Origin of the sequence: Aestuariibaculum marinum (genome assembly GCF_014596975.1) — a bacterium.
GTDB lineage: Bacteria > Bacteroidota > Bacteroidia > Flavobacteriales > Flavobacteriaceae > Aestuariibaculum > Aestuariibaculum marinum.
The window spans coordinates 75,309-91,926 of the sequence record NZ_JACVXD010000007.1; the positions used below are offsets into that span (position 1 = coordinate 75,309).

Sequence of the window (16,618 nt, forward strand, 5' to 3'; positions counted from 1 at the left end):
AATTATAAGATAATGATTTTAGAAATGAAAGTGCCTTCGCCAGGGGAATCCATTACAGAAGTGGAAATAGCAACATGGCTGGTAGAAGACGGTGATTATGTAGAAAAAGACCAGGCTATTGCTGAGGTTGATAGTGACAAAGCAACATTAGAGTTGCCTGCTGAAGTAAGTGGAACTATTACCTTAAAAGCTGAAGAAGGTGATGCTGTTGCCGTAGGTGCAGTAGTATGTTTAATCGATACCAGCGCAGAAAAACCAGAAGGTAGTGATGCACCAAAAGCAGAAGTTAAAGATGAAGCTCCTAAAGCTGAAACTCCAGCTCCTGCTGCAGCTGAAACTAAAACTTATGCAACGGGTTCAGCGAGTCCTGCAGCTAAAAAGATTCTAGCTGAAAAAGGTATCGAGGCAGCTTCAATTTCTGGAACTGGTAAAGACGGACGTGTAACTAAAGAAGATGCAGTAAAAGCGGTGCCTTCAATGGGTACACCTTCAGGTGGAAACCGTGGTACTTCAAGAACTAAAATGTCTATGTTACGTCGTAAAGTAGCAGAGCGTTTGGTGGAAGCTAAAAACACAACCGCTATGTTAACAACGTTTAACGAAGTTAACATGACGCCTATTTTTGAATTAAGAAATGAATATAAAGAAGCCTTTAAAACCAAACACGGTGTTGGTTTAGGATTTATGAGTTTCTTTACTTTAGCTGTGGTTAGAGCATTAAAAATGTATCCTGCGGTAAACTCAATGATTGATGAAAAAGAAATGGTGTCTTACGATTTCTGTGATATTAGTATTGCTGTTTCAGGACCAAAAGGTTTAATGGTGCCTGTTATTCGTAACGCAGAAAACTTAAGCTTTAGAGGTGTAGAATCTGAAGTGAAGCGTTTAGCTTTACGTGCTCGTGATGGACAAATCACCGTAGATGAAATGACAGGAGGTACCTTTACTATTACAAATGGTGGTGTATTCGGTAGTATGTTATCTACACCAATTATTAACCCTCCACAAAGTGGTATTTTAGGAATGCACAACATTATTGAGCGTCCAATCGCTGTAAACGGTAACGTTGAAATTCACCCGATGATGTACGTAGCATTATCTTACGATCACAGAATCATTGATGGTAAAGAAAGTGTAGGGTTCTTAGTGGCAATTAAAGAGGCTATCGAGAATCCGGTAGAGTTATTAATGAATAACGACATCAAAAAAGCATTAGAGTTATAAGTTCATTGCTTTATCAAAATAAAAAAAAGTACTAGTGATCCACTAGTACTTTTTTTATTTAACTAAAAAACTAACTAAAATAAAACTAAAACGTTTATCGCGATTACGATTACTACTAGCGTGGCTAGACCAATGACGAAGTATTTGTTGAGGTATTCGTTTTTCTTTTCCATGTTTGGAGGTATTTAGTGATTTTTGTGTTTGGTTAAAAAACTCTGTATGCTAAGACACAGAGTTTATATGTAATTCCCTTTTACTTTTAGAGACTGATTAATAGCGGTATAAAATTAAAAACGAATTGTGAGAAAAAAAATACGCAGTTCTACTTATTTTTTTGTTGGAAAGTGGATTGTTTAAAACAAAAGAAGCTCTAAACAATAAAGTCCAGAGCCTTCTGTATAATCCTCCCTAAGAATTAATTAATAGCACTGTAAAGATAAACAGTGTTTTGCATATAAAAAATACGCAGTTCTACTTATTTTTTTGTTGGAAAGTGGGTTGTTTAAAACAAAAGAAGCTCCAAACAATAAAGTCCAGAGCCTCTCGTATAATCCTCCCTAAGAATTAATTAATAGCACTGTAAAGATAAACAGTGTTTTGCATATAAAAAATACGCAGTTCTACTTATTTTTTTGTTGGAAAGTGGGTTGTTTAAAACAAAAGAAGCTCCAAACAATAAAGTCCAGAGCCTCTCGTATAATCCTCCCTAAGAATTAATTAATAGCACTGTAAAGGTAAACAGTGTTTTGCATATAAAAAATACGCAGTTCTACTTATTTTTATAGGAATGTTTTATGATTGTTTGCCCAGATGCCTAGAGATGTGGGTTTATCATCTAACTCTAGTTTATTAATTGCATTGCTCCTGTGTTTATCTACTGTTCTAATTGATATAGATAGTTCGTTAGCAATGTCTTGGCTGGTTTTGTTTTCAGCAACCAGTTTCACGATTTTTAATTCCGATTTGGTAAGTAAATCTAAATTCTTAGGTCTCTGGCTGTGATTGTTTATGTTTAAATAAGATGCGATTTCTTCACTGAAATAAGGTTCGCCTTTAATAACATGAGAAATACAGGTTTCAATTTCTTCAACAGCAAACTCCTTTAAAATGTAGCCATATACGTTGAAGGCTTTGGCTTGATCGAAAAGTTCTTCTTCTTTGTCAAAAGTAATTAAGATAACTTTTGTTGGAAGGTTATTCTTTTTACAGGCCTCGGCAATTTCCAACCCTGTTTTATGAGGCATCCTTATGTCTAAAATAGCAATTTCTGGTTTTAATTTTACGATAAGGTTGTAGGCAGCATTACCGTCTTGCGCACTACCAACGATGTCAAATCCTTTGGAGGTTAAAAAATCAGACATACCTCTAAGCATAAGAGGATGGTCATCTGCTATAATTATAGATGGCGTCATTTAATAAAAGGGAGTATTCTCTGCTATTAGTTTGGTAACGTAAATATACTAATTTTCTAGTTTCAGATATATGTATTTTTTTTCATAATCTATTATAGCCTTCGATTTTTTTAAAATGTCTGCGCCAATAATTCCATCAACGGGTTTTGAGTTGTGATTAATTAAAGCAGTATTAACATGGCTAAGGTTGAAAAGTACCAAAACAACCTTGTTTTGTTTCCATCGTCCTATTTTAAGTTTATTCTTTTTAGACATTTTTGTTTCCATGTTTATAGCGCCTGCACCGGCGGCCATAATTTCAGAATCTTTTACTTTTAAGTTAAAGGTGTTTACGGCTTCAAACCCAACGCAGGAGTTAGAAGCACCAGTGTCTAAAATAAAACGACCTTTTACGCCGTTTAATGTCGCTTTAATTTCAAAGTGATTGGTTTTTGTAAACCTTAATTTTACTTTGGTGTATCCCTTATTAAGAAGAAATTCTCCTAATGTACCTTCCATAATCCATTATTATGGCCTAAAAGTACTATAAATAGTGGGATACTAGCGTTAAAATAGCTAAAAAACAAATTAAGGTATGATAAATCTCTATACCCTAAAATTAACTAAAAGACAGCTCTTAAAAGTATTGACTTTTTTATTTTTACCGCATGATTATTACAGATACACATACACATTTATATAGTGAGGCTTTCGATGATGATAGAAATGAGATGATAAATCGAGCTATTGATCGAGGTGTCTCACGTTTTTTTATTCCGGCAATCGATTCGACCTATACCGAATCTATGTTACAACTAGAAAAGGATTTTCCTAATCACATGTTTTTAATGACCGGGTTGCATCCAACCCATGTTCAGGAGAATTACGAAGAAGAATTAAAGCATGTGGAAGAGATGCTAGCTGCTCGACATTTTTATGCCGTAGGTGAAATAGGTATCGATTTGTACTGGGATAAAAGTACTTTGGACATTCAGAAGATTGCCTTTAAACATCAGATCCAATTAGCCAAACAATATAAATTGCCTATAGTAATTCATTGTCGAGAGGCTTTTGATGAAATTTTTGAAGTCTTGGAGGAAGAAAAGGGAGACGATTTATTCGGAATTTTTCATTGTTTCACAGGAACTTTAGGGCAGGCGCAAAAGGCGATATCGTATAATATGAAATTAGGCATTGGTGGGGTTGCTACCTTTAAGAATGGTAAAATTGATAAGTTTTTAAATGAAATTGAATTAAAGCATATTGTTTTAGAAACCGATGCGCCGTATTTGTCACCAACGCCATACCGCGGAAAACGAAATGAAAGTGCTTATATAATTAAGGTGTTAGAAAAGCTCTCAATTATATATAATAAGAATGAAGAAGAGATTGCAGATATTACCACGCAAAACTCTAAAGACATATTTGGTATTTAATTTAAAGGCTTCAATATAATGAGTACATCAAAACCAAACATATTACTTATTTATACTGGCGGTACCATTGGTATGGTTAAAGATGCTAAAACAGGGACACTTAAAGCGTTTAATTTTAAAAACCTGTTGAAGCAAATTCCTGAACTGCAATTGTTAGATTGTAATATCGATACGGTATCGTTTGACGAGCCAATAGATTCCAGTAATATGAATCCCATGTATTGGGTACAGATTGCCGAAATCATAGAAAGCCATTATAAAGCGTTCGATGGTTTTGTGGTGCTGCACGGGAGTGATACCATGAGTTACACCGCATCGGCTTTAAGTTTTATGTTAGAAAATTTAGCAAAACCAGTTGTGTTTACGGGCTCGCAATTGCCTATTGGAGATTTGCGTACCGATGCAAAAGAGAATTTAATTACGTCTATTCAGGTGGCTTCACTTCAAGAAAAAGGTAAAGCTGCTATTAAAGAGGTGTGTTTGTACTTTGAATATAAACTATATCGAGCTAATCGGACAACTAAAATAAATGCAGAACATTTTCAGGCATTTACCTCATTTAATTACCCGGCCTTGGCAGAATCGGGTGTTCATTTGAAAGTAAATAACGAATATTTATTTCAACCAAACTTAAAGAAAGCGTTTCAGGTGAATAAAAAGTTAGATACGAATATCGCGCTTATAAAGGTCTTTCCCGGAATGTCATCTAAAGTTTTTCAGAACATTTTGAATACAGAAGATTTAAAAGCTGTAATTATTGAAACCTATGGAGCTGGAAATGCGACTACAGAACCTTGGTTTTTACAGGCAATTAAAGATGCTGTTAAAAAAGGTATTCATATTGTTAATATAACACAATGTGCTGGAGGAAGTGTTATGATGGGACATTATGAAACGAGTAACGAACTTAAAAGCCTTGGTGTTATTTCAGGTAAAGACTTAACTACAGAAGCTGCCCTTTGTAAATTAATGTATATGTTGGGGCAGAATGTTTCAGGTAATGTTTTTAAAACTGCTTACGAAACACCTTTAAGAGGAGAAATGAGTTAAAGTGAAAAATCAATTTATGAACAGTTTTACTAAGGCGACTAATTATATTCTCACTTTTAAGACCCTAATTCGGGGTAAAACACTTGGGTTAATTAAGGTAAAGTCTTCAAAACTGTGTTCGAAACCACTTTTAGTGGAGAAATGACTTAAAATTAACGGTTAAAATTTTAAGGTTCAAAGAATTTTTTGTTATTTGACCCCCCGAAAAAAGTGCATCTAATAAAAACACAGAGAGGTGGCCGAGTGGTCGAAGGCGCACGCCTGGAAAGTGTGTATACGCCAAAAGCGTATCGAGGGTTCGAATCCCTTCCTCTCTGCTGAAATATATTTTTAAATTGTATTTTTTTTATATCTTTAACACTTTAACTAATAAAATTAAGATCTAGAACATGAAAAGATTATTTTCTATCCTTGCCATTACTGGAATGATGGCTTTTGGAACTGTTAATGCAACTACAAATGCAAGCACAACTGCAGTGACTACAACTACTGTAACAACTGCGCAAGCTGAAGAGGACGCTCCTGCTGAAGAGCTTACTTTTCATCAAGAATTAAAAAAGAGATTTATTGAGGGTGGTCCTGGATTTATGGGGATTGTACTTTTATGTTTAATCTTAGGTTTAGCAATTGCTATCGAGAGAATTATCTTTTTAAATCTTTCAACAACAAATACTAAAAAATTAACTCAAGAAGTAGAAGATGCTCTTAGCTCAGGTGGAGTAGAAGCTGCTAAAGAAGTTTGTAGAAATACTAAAGGGCCTGTTGCTTCTATCTACTACCAAGGATTAGATAGAACAGATGAAGGTTTAGACGCTGTTGAGAAAGCTGTTGTAGCTTACGGTGGTGTTCAAATGGGGCAATTAGAGAAAAACGTGTCTTGGATTTCATTATTTATCGCATTAGCACCTATGTTAGGATTCATGGGAACGGTAATCGGTATGATTGCAGCATTCGATAAAATTGAGGCAGCTGGTGACATGCAACCATCTCTTGTAGCTGGTGGTATTAAAGTAGCACTTTTAACAACAGTATTCGGTCTTGTTGTAGCGATGATTCTTCAAGTATTCTACAACTATATTATTGCTAAGATTGATAGCATCGTTAACAGTATGGAAGACGCTTCTATTACGTTAATGGATCTATTAATCAGAAACAAAAAGTAATAATAAAACAAAACTCGAATTATGAAATTACATACAATTCTAAAATATATAGCGTATGCTCTGGGGATCGCTGGTGCTATTCTGGCACTAATGATTATGACCTCAGACTCTGAAGGGCTAATAGATAACATTCTTTTTGTTACTTATACTGTGCTTTTCATTGTATTGGCATTAATCGTTATATACGTTGTAAAAGGTCTGTTCGCAGGCAATATTAAAAAGACCTTATTAACTGTAGGTTTATTTGTAGCTGTAATCGCAATCTCTTACGGAATTTCTTCTGGAACAGATTTAGATTTAGCTCAGTTTAACGCAAAAGGATTAGGTATAACCGAAGCGATCTCTAAAAATGTAGGTGCTGGTTTAATTGCTTTTTATATCCTTTCGGTTACTGCTATTGGAGCAACATTGCTTTCAACAGTTAAAAAATTATTACACAAATAAAAAAATAAGATATGGCAAAAAGAGCAGCTCCAGAAGTAAATGCAGGCTCCATGGCCGACATCGCGTTTTTACTGTTAATATTTTTCTTAGTAACTACTACTATTGAAACAGATGCAGGAATCAACCGTAAGTTACCACCTATGGAAGATGAAAACGTTCAACCGCCAACAATTAAAAAGAAGAACATCTTTGAAGTTTTATTAAACGGAAAAGATCAGTTACTTGTTGAAGATGAAATAATGGAAATTAAAGATCTTAGACAAGCAGCAATCGAGTTCTTAGATAATGGTGGCGACGGTTCTTGTAGTTATTGTAACGGTAAAAAGGATTCTGATTCATCTGATAATCCAGATAAAGCTATTATTTCTTTGAAAAACGAACGTGAAACCACGTATAAAACATATATCGCAGTACAAAACGAATTAGTTGCTGCATACAATGTTTTAAGAGATCGTAGAGCGAAATCTCAATACGGTATCTCATTCGCAGAAATGCAAGCTAATTATGACGATGTAAATTGGCCAGGAAATAAAACCAAGTTGAAAGAACAAATTGAGCAGATAAAGTTAGATTATCCTCAAAAGCTTTCAGAAGTACAATAAATTAAAATTTAACATTTTATGGCTAAATTTAATAAGAAAAAAAGCGGCGACATGCCGGCAATATCGACGGCATCGCTACCCGATATTGTATTTATGTTATTATTCTTCTTTATGGTGGCAACCGTAATGAGGCAAAATACATTAATGGTTGAAAATAATTTGCCATTTGCTGATCAGGTTGAGAAGTTAGATAAGAAAGATTTGGTAATGTATATTTATGCAGGTAAACCAAGTGAAAATTATTCAAAACAATATGGTACAGCGGCTAAAATTCAGCTGAATGATAAATTTGCTGATGTTAGCGAAATTGCGGCTTTTATTGCAGCAGAGCGCGCATCAAAAAGAGAAGAACTAGTTCCGTTTTTAACTACTGCTTTAAAAGTAGATAGTGATGCTAACATGGGATTAGTAAGTGATATTAAGAAAGAATTACGTAAAGTAAATGCGCTAAAAATTAACTACACTACTAAAAAAGGTAGCGTAGTAGGTGAATAGATTTTAATTCTTAATTTTATATTTAAAAGCGTTTTGAGTAATCAAAACGCTTTTATTTTTTTAGAGTATTGGATTTATCATAAATTTATAACTAATAAAATTTGAGGTCTAAATTGTGTCGTATGAGAAGCAGTATGTTGTTTTTTATATTTTTTGTTATCGGTTATCAGCAAATGTTAGCTCAGAAGCCTTTAGAAAAGGTTGTAGATTCGCATTACAAGGAAGATCAGTTTTATATTGGGGTAACATATAACCTTTTTGGTAATCGTCCCATAGACCTTTCTCAAAATGGATTTTCTAACGGAATTCATTTGGGTTTTATAAAAGACATGCCCTTAAATCCACGCAGAAATGTAGCACTCGGATTAGGACTTGGCTATTCTGCTAACTCTTTTTATCATAATCTGCATATTAGACAAGATGAAAATCAGATAACGACTTATGATATTATCTTAGAAAGTGGGTCGTACACCAAAAATAAATTTAGTAACCATCTCGTTGAATTACCTATTGAGTTTAGATGGCGATCATCAACACCTGAGGAATATAAATTCTGGCGAATTTATACAGGCTTTAAGCTGGGGTATATTTTTAGAAACCGGGTGAAGTACAGAGGTGATTTAGGTGATGTTTACTACACAAATGTAAAAGGATTCGAAAAGTTTCAGTACGGCTTTACCCTTAGTTTTGGATATAATACCTGGAATGCCTATCTGTATTATGCCTTGTCTCCTATTTTTGCCAAAGACAATCAAATTAATGGGCAAAATATTGATATGAATAACATTAAAATAGGCTTAATGTTTTATATTCTATAGCCAATAATTCACTAATAGCAATTGCGGAAGTGCTCCCACAAAAAGCCCTAAAATTAACTCCATATACGTATGTGCGTTTGCATGTAATCTAGAGGTGGCAATAGCACCGGTAATAACACTCATTAAAGCTAGAGTACCATTAATATTAATACTAAAATGAATACTTAGCGCGATAAAAAACATAAAAACACCTGAAATACCCATCATGTGGATACTGGCTTTAAATTTGAAGACCGCTAACATTAAACAGGTCATAGAGGAAATTAATATGCCTAAAAAGAAATAGTACAGTTCTATAATTTGATTAGGCGTTAAAATGCGTTGTAATATTACGATAACAACGATACAATTTAAAGCTAATGGTAAAATGCGTTCTTGTGCCGTAGGCATGTAAATGGACTCTACTTTACCGAGTGTCCTAAGTAAAAAATATAGAAGAATTGGTAGAATGATAGTTAAAATAAAAAGCGAAATTAACTTGGCTTGTATAATTTCATGTGGAATAAAACGTGGTGATTTTGAAAAGTAAAAAATAACACCCAGTACAGGCATTATTAGCGGATGAAAAACAAACGAAATACTTTTTAAAATCTTATCCATCATATCTTTTTGCGTAAGCGGGCAACGGGAATATCAAGTTGCTCTCGGTATTTTGCAACCGTACGCCTAGCAATAGGATAACCTTTTTCTTTTAAAATGGAGGCTAAGTTTTCGTCGGTTAGGGGTTTTTTCTTGTTTTCTTCTTCAATTACAGTTTCTAGTATTTTTTTGATTTCTCGTGTTGAAACATCTTCACCTTGATCATTTTTCATTGCTTCAGAGAAGAAATCTTTAATCAGTTTGGTGCCGTAAGGTGTGTCGACATACTTGCTGTTTGCAACCCTTGAAACCGTTGAAACATCCATGTTAATTTCGTCTGCAATGTCTTTAAGGATCATTGGTTTTAAGGTGCGTTCATCGCCAGTTAAGAAATACTCTTCCTGATAATGCATGATGGCACTCATCGTAACAAATAAGGTTTGCTGACGTTGTTTTATAGCTTCAATGAACCATTTGGCGGCATCTAACTTTTGCTTGATAAAAAGGACTGCATCTTTCTGAGATTTCGATTTCTCTTTAGATTCCTTGTAGCCCTTTAACATATCGTTGTATCCTCTTGATACATGCAGTTCTGGTGCATTTCGACCGTTAAGAGTCAATTCTAATTCGCCATCAACAATTCTAATAGCAAAATCGGGAACCACATGTTCTACTATACGGTTATTACCAGCGTAAGACCCTCCAGGTTTTGGGTTTAAGTGCTCGATTTCATGAATGGCATCTTTGAGTTGCAATTCTGTAACATCAAATTTTTGTAATAGTTTATTGTAATGTTTTTTCGTGAACTGTTCGAAAGCATTATCGATAATATCAATAGCCAATTCGGTATCAGGTGTTTTGTCTTTGCGATGCAATTGTATACTTAAACACTCTTGCAGATTTCTAGCGCCAACACCTGCAGGATCTAACTGGTGAACAATTTTTAATACGCTGTTTATTTTCTCTTCGCTAGTATAAACGTTTTGGGTAAATGCCAGGTCGTCCATAATATCCGAAAGAGAACGACGAATGTATCCACTTTCGTCAACGCTACCAACTAAAAATTCGGCAATATCACGTTCTTCGTCGTCTAATCTATAGGTATTAAGTTGATTGATTAAGTGTTGTGTAAATGACATTCCCGCAGCGTAAGGCATGCTTTTTTCTTCATCATCGCTACTGTAATTATTAGCCTGCATGCGATAATCAGGAATTTCATCATCACTTAGGTATTCATCAACATTTATCTCATCATTTCCAATGGTTTCATTATCGTTATACTCATCATTAGAGTTGTCGAAATCATTTTCAAAATCATTGTCACCAGAATCTTTACCACTGTCTAAAGCAGGATTTTCTTCTAATTCCTGTTTTACACGTTGCTCGAAAGCTTGCGTTGGCAACTGAATCAATTTCATCAATTGAATTTGTTGCGGCGACAGCTTTTGCGATAATTTAAATTGTAAATGTTGCTTGAGCATCTTGTGATTTGGTATATGATAAAAGTAAAAAAACTTTTACTGATGTGTAACCATTAAATTAATGTTTTCTAAAATTCGGCGTTTTGAGGTGTTCTAGGGAACGGAATTACGTCTCTAATATTGGTCATACCTGTTGCGAACATGACTAAACGCTCGAAACCTAAACCAAATCCAGAGTGTACGGCTGTTCCAAATTTACGAAGGTCTAAATACCACCAAAGATCTTCTTCAGGAATATCAATGGCTGCCATTTTTTGTTTTAACACATCTAGACGTTCTTCACGTTGAGCACCACCAACGATTTCACCAATACCAGGGAATAAAATATCCATAGCACGAACGGTTTTACCATCGTCGTTTAAGCGCATATAGAAGGCTTTAATATTGGCAGGATAATCGAATAAAATTACCGGACAGTTAAAGTGTTTTTCTACCAAGTAACGCTCGTGCTCACTTTGTAAATCTGCACCCCACTCGTCGATAATGTATTTGAATTTCTTCTTTTTATTTGGTTTACTGTTACGTAAAATATCGATTGCTTCGGTATAGCTTACACGCTTAAAGTTATTGTCGGTAACGAACTTTAATTTTTCAATTAAAGTCATTGGACTACGCTCAGCTTGTGGTTTTTTCTTGTCTTCGTCTTGTAAACGCTTATCTAAAAACTCTAAATCTTCTTTATTATTCTCTAAAACGTATTGGATAACCGATTTCATAAAGTCTTCGGCTAAATCCATGTTACCTGGTAAATCCATAAAGGCAACTTCAGGCTCGATCATCCAGAACTCTGCTAAATGACGAGATGTATTCGAGTTTTCTGCTCTAAACGTTGGACCGAAGGTATATACTTTACCTAAAGACATCGCATAGGTTTCAGCTTCTAACTGACCAGAAACCGTTAAGTTGGTCTCTTTACCAAAGAAATCTTTAGTGTAATCGACCTCACCAGCGTCGTTTAAAGGTGGATTTTTAGAATCTAAGCTCGTTACTTTAAACATTTCTCCGGCGCCTTCTGCATCACTACCTGTAATAATAGGTGCGTGCATATAATAGAAACCGTTTTCGTTAAAGTATTTATGAATGGCAAAAGATAAAGCCGAACGCAAACGCATCACTGCACTGAATGTGTTCGTTCTGGTGCGTAAGTGTGCATTTTCTCTTAAAAATTCGAACGAATGCTTTTTAGGCTGAATAGGGTAAGTTTCAGGATCTGAATCCCCTAATACATCAACAAATGTAGCTTGTATTTCAACAGTTTGTCCCTTTCCTTGACTTTCAACTAAGTCTCCTTTTATGTGAACGGCAGCACCAGTGGTAATGCGCTTCAATAAGGCTTCATCAAAATTTTCAAAATCAACTACACATTGAATATTACTTAAAGTCGATCCGTCGTTTAAAGCAATAAAACGATTCGCTCTAAAGGTTCTTACCCAACCTTTAATTTCAACTTCAGTATTAGGAGCTATATTTTGAGATAATAATTCTGAAACGGTATATGATTTCATAGGTATTAAAATTAATAATGTAAATATAAAATTTAGCCTGCTTATATTAAAACCAAGACGCGTGCTTATTCGTCGTTGTCGTCTTCTTCCGGAATAATATTTATTGAAGGCTCTTTTAAAACTTCTTTATTGGCAATACTGCGTTCTAACGATAATAATAACGAAGGCAGTAGTAATAAGTTCGATAACATGGCAAATAACAGTGTTGTCGAAACTAAAGCTCCCAAGGCAACGGTTCCACCAAAGCTTGAAATGGTAAAAACCGAAAATCCAAAGAACAGTACAATGGACGTATAAAACATGCTCACTCCGGTTTCACGCAATGCGCCATAAACCGAAGGTTTGATTTTCCAGTGTCTGGCTTGTAATTCTTGTCGGTATTTTGCCAGGAAATGTATCGTGTCGTCTACCGAAATACCAAAGGCAATACTAAATACCAAAATAGTTGATGGCTTTATTGGAACGCCTAAATACCCCATTAAACCAGCCGTAACTAATAGTGGTAATAAGTTTGGTATTAATGAAATAATAATCATTCTAAACGACCTAAACATATAGGCCATGAAAAGAGCAATTAAAATAATAGCCAGGGACAATGAAATTACCAGATTCTTAACCAGATATTTTGTTCCTTTTTGAAAAACCACCGCTTTACCAGTCATGGTAACGGTATAACGTTCTCCAGGGAATAGTTTGTCTATTTTGGTTTGAAGATTTTCCTCAATACGCTCCATCTTTTCGGTACCAATATCCTTCATAAACGTAGTAATACGTGCGTATTGCCCTGTGCTGTCTACAAAGTTTTTAAGTAAGTCGACATTCGATGATGAGTTTTTAGCGTACGATAAAATAAAACTGTTTTCCTGGCTTGTTGGTAACTGGTAATATTTCGTGTTGCCGTTATAGTAGGCTTGTTTAGAATATTTTACCAGGTCTACTACAGAAATGGGTTTTGATAGTTCAGGAATTTCATTGATGACTTCTTGTAATTCATCCATACGTTTTAAAGTCGCTAGTTTCATAACTCCTTTTTTACGTTTGGTGTCTATCATAATTTCAACAGGCATGATACCATTAAATTCTTTTTCGAAAAAACGAATATCGCTAACGAAATCGGAATCCTGAGGCATGTCTTCAATTAAACTCCCGGTAATTTTTATTTGGTAAATCCCAATAATACTTACAATAAGTAAAACTAAACCGGTACAGTAAATAGCAATACGTTCTTGCTTTACCATACGTTCCATCCAGTCTACAAAACCACCAATCCAGCGTTTATTTAAGTGTTCTAAATGGCGATCTTTAGGGAAAGGTAAAAAGGTGTATATAATTGGAATAATTAATAAACACAATACAAAAATAGCCAGAATACTTAACGAGGCTACAATACCAAATTCTTTTAATAAGGTGCTTTCGGTAAGTATAAAGGTTGCAAAACCAGAAGCCGTAGTAATATTTGTCATTAAAGTCGCATTACCAATTTTGGTAATGACACGTTGTAACGATTTTACTTTATTACCGTGTTTTTTTACTTCATTTTGGTATTTATTAATTAAGAAAATACAGTTTGGAATTCCGATGACAATAATAAGTGGCGGAATTAAAGCTGTAAGTACAGTAATTTCATAGTTAAGGGTTCCGAGGATTCCTAAGGTCCACATCACTCCAATACTCACCACGATAAGTGAAATAAAAGTAGCTCTAAATGAACGGAAGAAGAAAAAGAAAATAACTGATGTTACCAATAATGCAGCACCAACAAACCAGCCAATTTCACTAACAATAACTTGTGCATTTAAAGTTCGTATATAAGGCATCCCAGAAATACGAACGTTTAAATTATTAGCTTCAGAAAATGCTCTTACCGTTGGCTCTAAAGTGTTGGCAACAAAGTCTTTTCTAATAGAGGTGTTTACAATATCTTTTTTTAAGTATATGGCCGTTCTAATGGTTTTAGTTTCCTTGTTGAACAACACATTATCGTAAAACGGATATTTATTAAACAGTTCGTATTCCAGAGATTCAATTTGCTCGATAGATGAAATAGAATCTTTAATAAATGGTTCTAAGGTAAACTTTTCGTGTGTGGTGTCTTTAACTAACTTCTGTAAGTCTTTTACCGAAACAACAGTTTCAACCTCGTCGTATTTTTTAAAATCTTGAGCCAGATTGTTCCATGCGTTTAACTTTTCGACAGTTAAAAGCGTAGAATCTTTAACGCCAAGAATAATTAGGTTGCCTTCTTCTCCAAAGATGTTTAAAAACTCATTATACTTAACATTAACCTCGTGGTCATCTGGTAATAAATTAGCTTCGGTATTGGAAAAACGCATGTTTTTCCATTGGGTGCTAAATAAAACCGTAATAGCAACAATACTAACTAATATCCCTATTTTATTACGTAAAATAAGTCGGGCAACAACGTCCCAAAAGTGTTTTGTAAAAAGTTTAAGCATGCCTTAAATAAAAGTTGGGCAAAGGTAGGAAAAACAAGTGTATTACCTCATAAAGAGACGTTAAATGTAAACTTAAAAGCAATATTATCTGCGATATCCGGAAGGTGATATGCGCCATATCTGTAAGTAAAGCTTAAACCGAAACCAAAAAGTAATTTATTAAGCTCAAAACCCGATTCGGTATATCCTTTATCTAAGGTATTAAAGGTAATATTTTGATGACGGTCGGGGTTGTCCATATTTCCTAAAGCATATCGCATAATTAGCACCATTTGCGGTTTGTATTTTGGAGAAATATTAAAAGGTTTCAGGTAGTGTTTAAATTGAACCGTTGTGAATTTATCTGAAAAGAATTCGTTAAAATACATGGTTTCAAAACTATTAATACCAGCGACTGAAAACCGTTGTAAAATGGTTTCCTTGTTAATGTTGTTAGGGTAGGCGTGGTATAAGTGGGTTAAAGGAACATCTCCATTAGCCATACCGGCCACTAGTACGATTTGTGAGTAGCTTGCTTTCTCGTCGCCAAATTGATAGATGGTTCTGAAATCTAATTTTGAAAAATTGAAATCGCTTTTAAAAACATCTTTAAAACTTTTGGTGTATTGAACGGTAAACTTAGGAAACCCTTTTTTAACTTCTTTTAAACCTTGTCTTGAGTCTTCATAAATGCTAAACGGACTCCATTGTAATGCGAATTTAGTGGAACTAATATCGAATTCATTAAACGACGTGTCTCCAACAACGTATGTGTAATTATATGTTGGGTCTATATGACTGATAGAGAATACAGATTCTGATAAAATCTTTGGAGTTATTTGATGCTCTAAACCAATAGATTTTGTTACATGCGCATGAAATAAGCTTATGTTAAGTAGTCTCGGCTCAAAAAATTGAAAAAAACGTTTATCGGTTAAAAATTTGGTGCTTCCTGTTTCCTGTAAATCGTCTGTATATGAAGCACTAATCCAGGTATTTGTTTTTTCGGCTAAACGATAAGCACCACCGACACTATATTTAAATTTGTCGTCACCGAATCCGTAAACAAGATACCCGTTTACACGAAAAGATTCTGATAGTGCGTCGTTGGTAATACCTCCAAGTCCGGTTCGTAAGGCCTCGTATTGGTTGTACTTAATAAGGTAACGCAAATCGAAATTGAAGTATTTTGTCGGGAAATAGCCATTACCTAAATGCTCGATAAAAGCTTTACGTTTGAGCGAATCCTTTACCGTTTCTTTGGTATCTACAGATAACGATTGCGCCTGCAACATGGAGGAAGCATATAAACAAAAAATAAGAAAGAGATGCTTTAACATAGTTGCAGCTAAAAAGCTTCAAGTTTATAAAAAAAGCGACTTAATGTCGCTTTTTAATATTATACGGTCATGATTTCCTTTTCTTTCACATCGAAAATATCATCAATCTTTTTAACGTACTTATCGGTGATTTGTTGTACGTCTATCTCAGCATTTTTCTTAACATCATCAGAAACGTCGTCTAACTTTTTAATATCGTTGTTAGCGTCTTTTCTAGCCGTTCTAATACTAATTTTAGCATCTTCAGCTTCAGCTTTAGCTTGTTTTGCTAAATCGCGTCTGCGTTCTTCAGTTAAAGGTGGTACATTAATAATAATAGTATCACCATTGTTCATTGGGTTAAAACCTAAATTAGCAATCATAATACCACGCTCAATTTCTTGAAGCATATTTTTTTCCCATGGTTGTACAGTAATTGTTCTACCATCAGGAGTACTAACATTAGCTACCTGGCTTAATGGTGTTTGAGCCCCGTAGTAATCTACCATAACACTTCCTAACATGGCAGGACTTGCTTTACCTGCACGAATGTTTACAAATGCTTTTTCTAAGTGCTTAATAGCATTAGTCATGGACTCTTTTGCAGTGTCTAGTATAAATTGAATGTCTTCGTTCATGTTTTTAGCTTTTAAGTAAAATCAATGTTTCAAAAATT

General features: G+C 34.6%; 16 protein-coding genes and 1 tRNA gene. 9 read left to right on the forward strand and 8 right to left on the reverse strand.

The genetic code is table 11. The features are described 5' to 3' along the window. Window positions 1-12: 12 nt before the first annotated feature. Window positions 13-1,224: a 2-oxoglutarate dehydrogenase complex dihydrolipoyllysine-residue succinyltransferase gene (odhB, locus tag ICJ85_RS12230; RefSeq protein WP_188224084.1), complete on the forward strand. Its 1,212-nt coding sequence runs from the start codon at window positions 13-15 to the stop codon at window positions 1,222-1,224. A 779-nt stretch (window positions 1,225-2,003) separates the two neighbouring features. Here the strand turns inward: odhB and ICJ85_RS12235 are convergent. Together ICJ85_RS12235 and ICJ85_RS12240 are read right to left on the reverse strand one after the other, a co-directional pair. Continuing rightward, a complete protein-coding gene (locus ICJ85_RS12235; protein ID WP_188224085.1) occupies window positions 2,004-2,636 on the reverse strand; it encodes a response regulator in 633 nt (210 codons plus the stop codon). A gap of 48 nt (window positions 2,637-2,684) precedes the next feature. Further along, the gene (locus tag ICJ85_RS12240) at window positions 2,685-3,134 is read right to left on the reverse strand and encodes a retropepsin-like aspartic protease (RefSeq protein WP_188224086.1); all 450 of its coding nucleotides are present in this window, start codon (window positions 3,132-3,134) and stop codon (window positions 2,685-2,687) included. A 149-nt stretch (window positions 3,135-3,283) separates the two neighbouring features. On the opposite strand from ICJ85_RS12240, the gene ICJ85_RS12245 reads away from it, so the two are divergent. From ICJ85_RS12245 to ICJ85_RS12280, 8 genes are all read left to right on the forward strand, one after another. Further along, window positions 3,284-4,051 carry a TatD family hydrolase gene (locus ICJ85_RS12245; RefSeq protein ID WP_188224087.1) on the forward strand — a complete coding sequence of 256 codons (768 nt, stop codon included), beginning with the start codon at window positions 3,284-3,286 and terminating at the stop codon, window positions 4,049-4,051. An 18-nt stretch (window positions 4,052-4,069) separates the two neighbouring features. Continuing rightward, a complete protein-coding gene (locus ICJ85_RS12250; protein WP_188224088.1) occupies window positions 4,070-5,101 on the forward strand; it encodes an asparaginase in 1,032 nt (343 codons plus the stop codon). Between the two features lie 229 nt (window positions 5,102-5,330). After that, window positions 5,331-5,418 (forward strand) — tRNA-Ser (locus ICJ85_RS12255). 72 nt (window positions 5,419-5,490) lie between these two features. Then, a complete protein-coding gene (locus tag ICJ85_RS12260; RefSeq protein ID WP_188224089.1) occupies window positions 5,491-6,264 on the forward strand; it encodes a MotA/TolQ/ExbB proton channel family protein in 774 nt (257 codons plus the stop codon). Between the two features lie 21 nt (window positions 6,265-6,285). Beyond that, the gene (locus ICJ85_RS12265) at window positions 6,286-6,708 is read left to right on the forward strand and encodes a hypothetical protein (RefSeq protein ID WP_188224090.1); all 423 of its coding nucleotides are present in this window, start codon (window positions 6,286-6,288) and stop codon (window positions 6,706-6,708) included. A gap of 11 nt (window positions 6,709-6,719) precedes the next feature. Beyond that, complete coding sequence (locus ICJ85_RS12270) at window positions 6,720-7,310, forward strand: ExbD/TolR family protein (RefSeq protein ID WP_188224091.1); 591 nt, start codon at window positions 6,720-6,722, stop codon at window positions 7,308-7,310. A gap of 18 nt (window positions 7,311-7,328) precedes the next feature. Continuing rightward, the gene (locus tag ICJ85_RS12275) at window positions 7,329-7,805 is read left to right on the forward strand and encodes an ExbD/TolR family protein (protein WP_188224092.1); all 477 of its coding nucleotides are present in this window, start codon (window positions 7,329-7,331) and stop codon (window positions 7,803-7,805) included. Between the two features lie 122 nt (window positions 7,806-7,927). After that, window positions 7,928-8,623: a porin family protein gene (locus ICJ85_RS12280; RefSeq protein ID WP_188224093.1), complete on the forward strand. Its 696-nt coding sequence runs from the start codon at window positions 7,928-7,930 to the stop codon at window positions 8,621-8,623. Here ICJ85_RS12280 and ICJ85_RS12285 read toward each other — a convergent pair. The 6 genes from ICJ85_RS12285 to frr form a co-directional block, all read right to left on the reverse strand. After that, window positions 8,618-9,013: a hypothetical protein gene (locus tag ICJ85_RS12285; RefSeq protein WP_241739542.1), complete on the reverse strand. Its 396-nt coding sequence runs from the start codon at window positions 9,011-9,013 to the stop codon at window positions 8,618-8,620. The two genes, ICJ85_RS12280 and ICJ85_RS12285, sit on opposite strands and share 6 nt — an antisense overlap. Before the next feature lie 209 nt (window positions 9,014-9,222). After that, window positions 9,223-10,683 carry an RNA polymerase factor sigma-54 gene (gene rpoN, locus ICJ85_RS12290; protein WP_188224094.1) on the reverse strand — a complete coding sequence of 487 codons (1,461 nt, stop codon included), beginning with the start codon at window positions 10,681-10,683 and terminating at the stop codon, window positions 9,223-9,225. A 68-nt stretch (window positions 10,684-10,751) separates the two neighbouring features. Continuing rightward, the gene (gene asnS / locus ICJ85_RS12295; RefSeq protein ID WP_188224095.1) at window positions 10,752-12,188 is read right to left on the reverse strand and encodes an asparagine--tRNA ligase; all 1,437 of its coding nucleotides are present in this window, start codon (window positions 12,186-12,188) and stop codon (window positions 10,752-10,754) included. A 65-nt stretch (window positions 12,189-12,253) separates the two neighbouring features. Continuing rightward, window positions 12,254-14,644: an efflux RND transporter permease subunit gene (locus ICJ85_RS12300; protein ID WP_188224096.1), complete on the reverse strand. Its 2,391-nt coding sequence runs from the start codon at window positions 14,642-14,644 to the stop codon at window positions 12,254-12,256. 47 nt (window positions 14,645-14,691) lie between these two features. After that, window positions 14,692-15,918 (reverse strand): hypothetical protein, encoded by a 1,227-nt coding sequence (locus ICJ85_RS12305; RefSeq protein ID WP_241739543.1) that lies wholly within the window; start codon window positions 15,916-15,918, stop codon window positions 14,692-14,694. 104 nt (window positions 15,919-16,022) lie between these two features. Further along, on the reverse strand, window positions 16,023-16,580 hold the full coding sequence (gene frr / locus ICJ85_RS12310) for a ribosome recycling factor (RefSeq protein ID WP_188224098.1): 558 nt from the start codon (window positions 16,578-16,580) through the stop codon (window positions 16,023-16,025). Window positions 16,581-16,618: the final 38 nt, after the last annotated feature.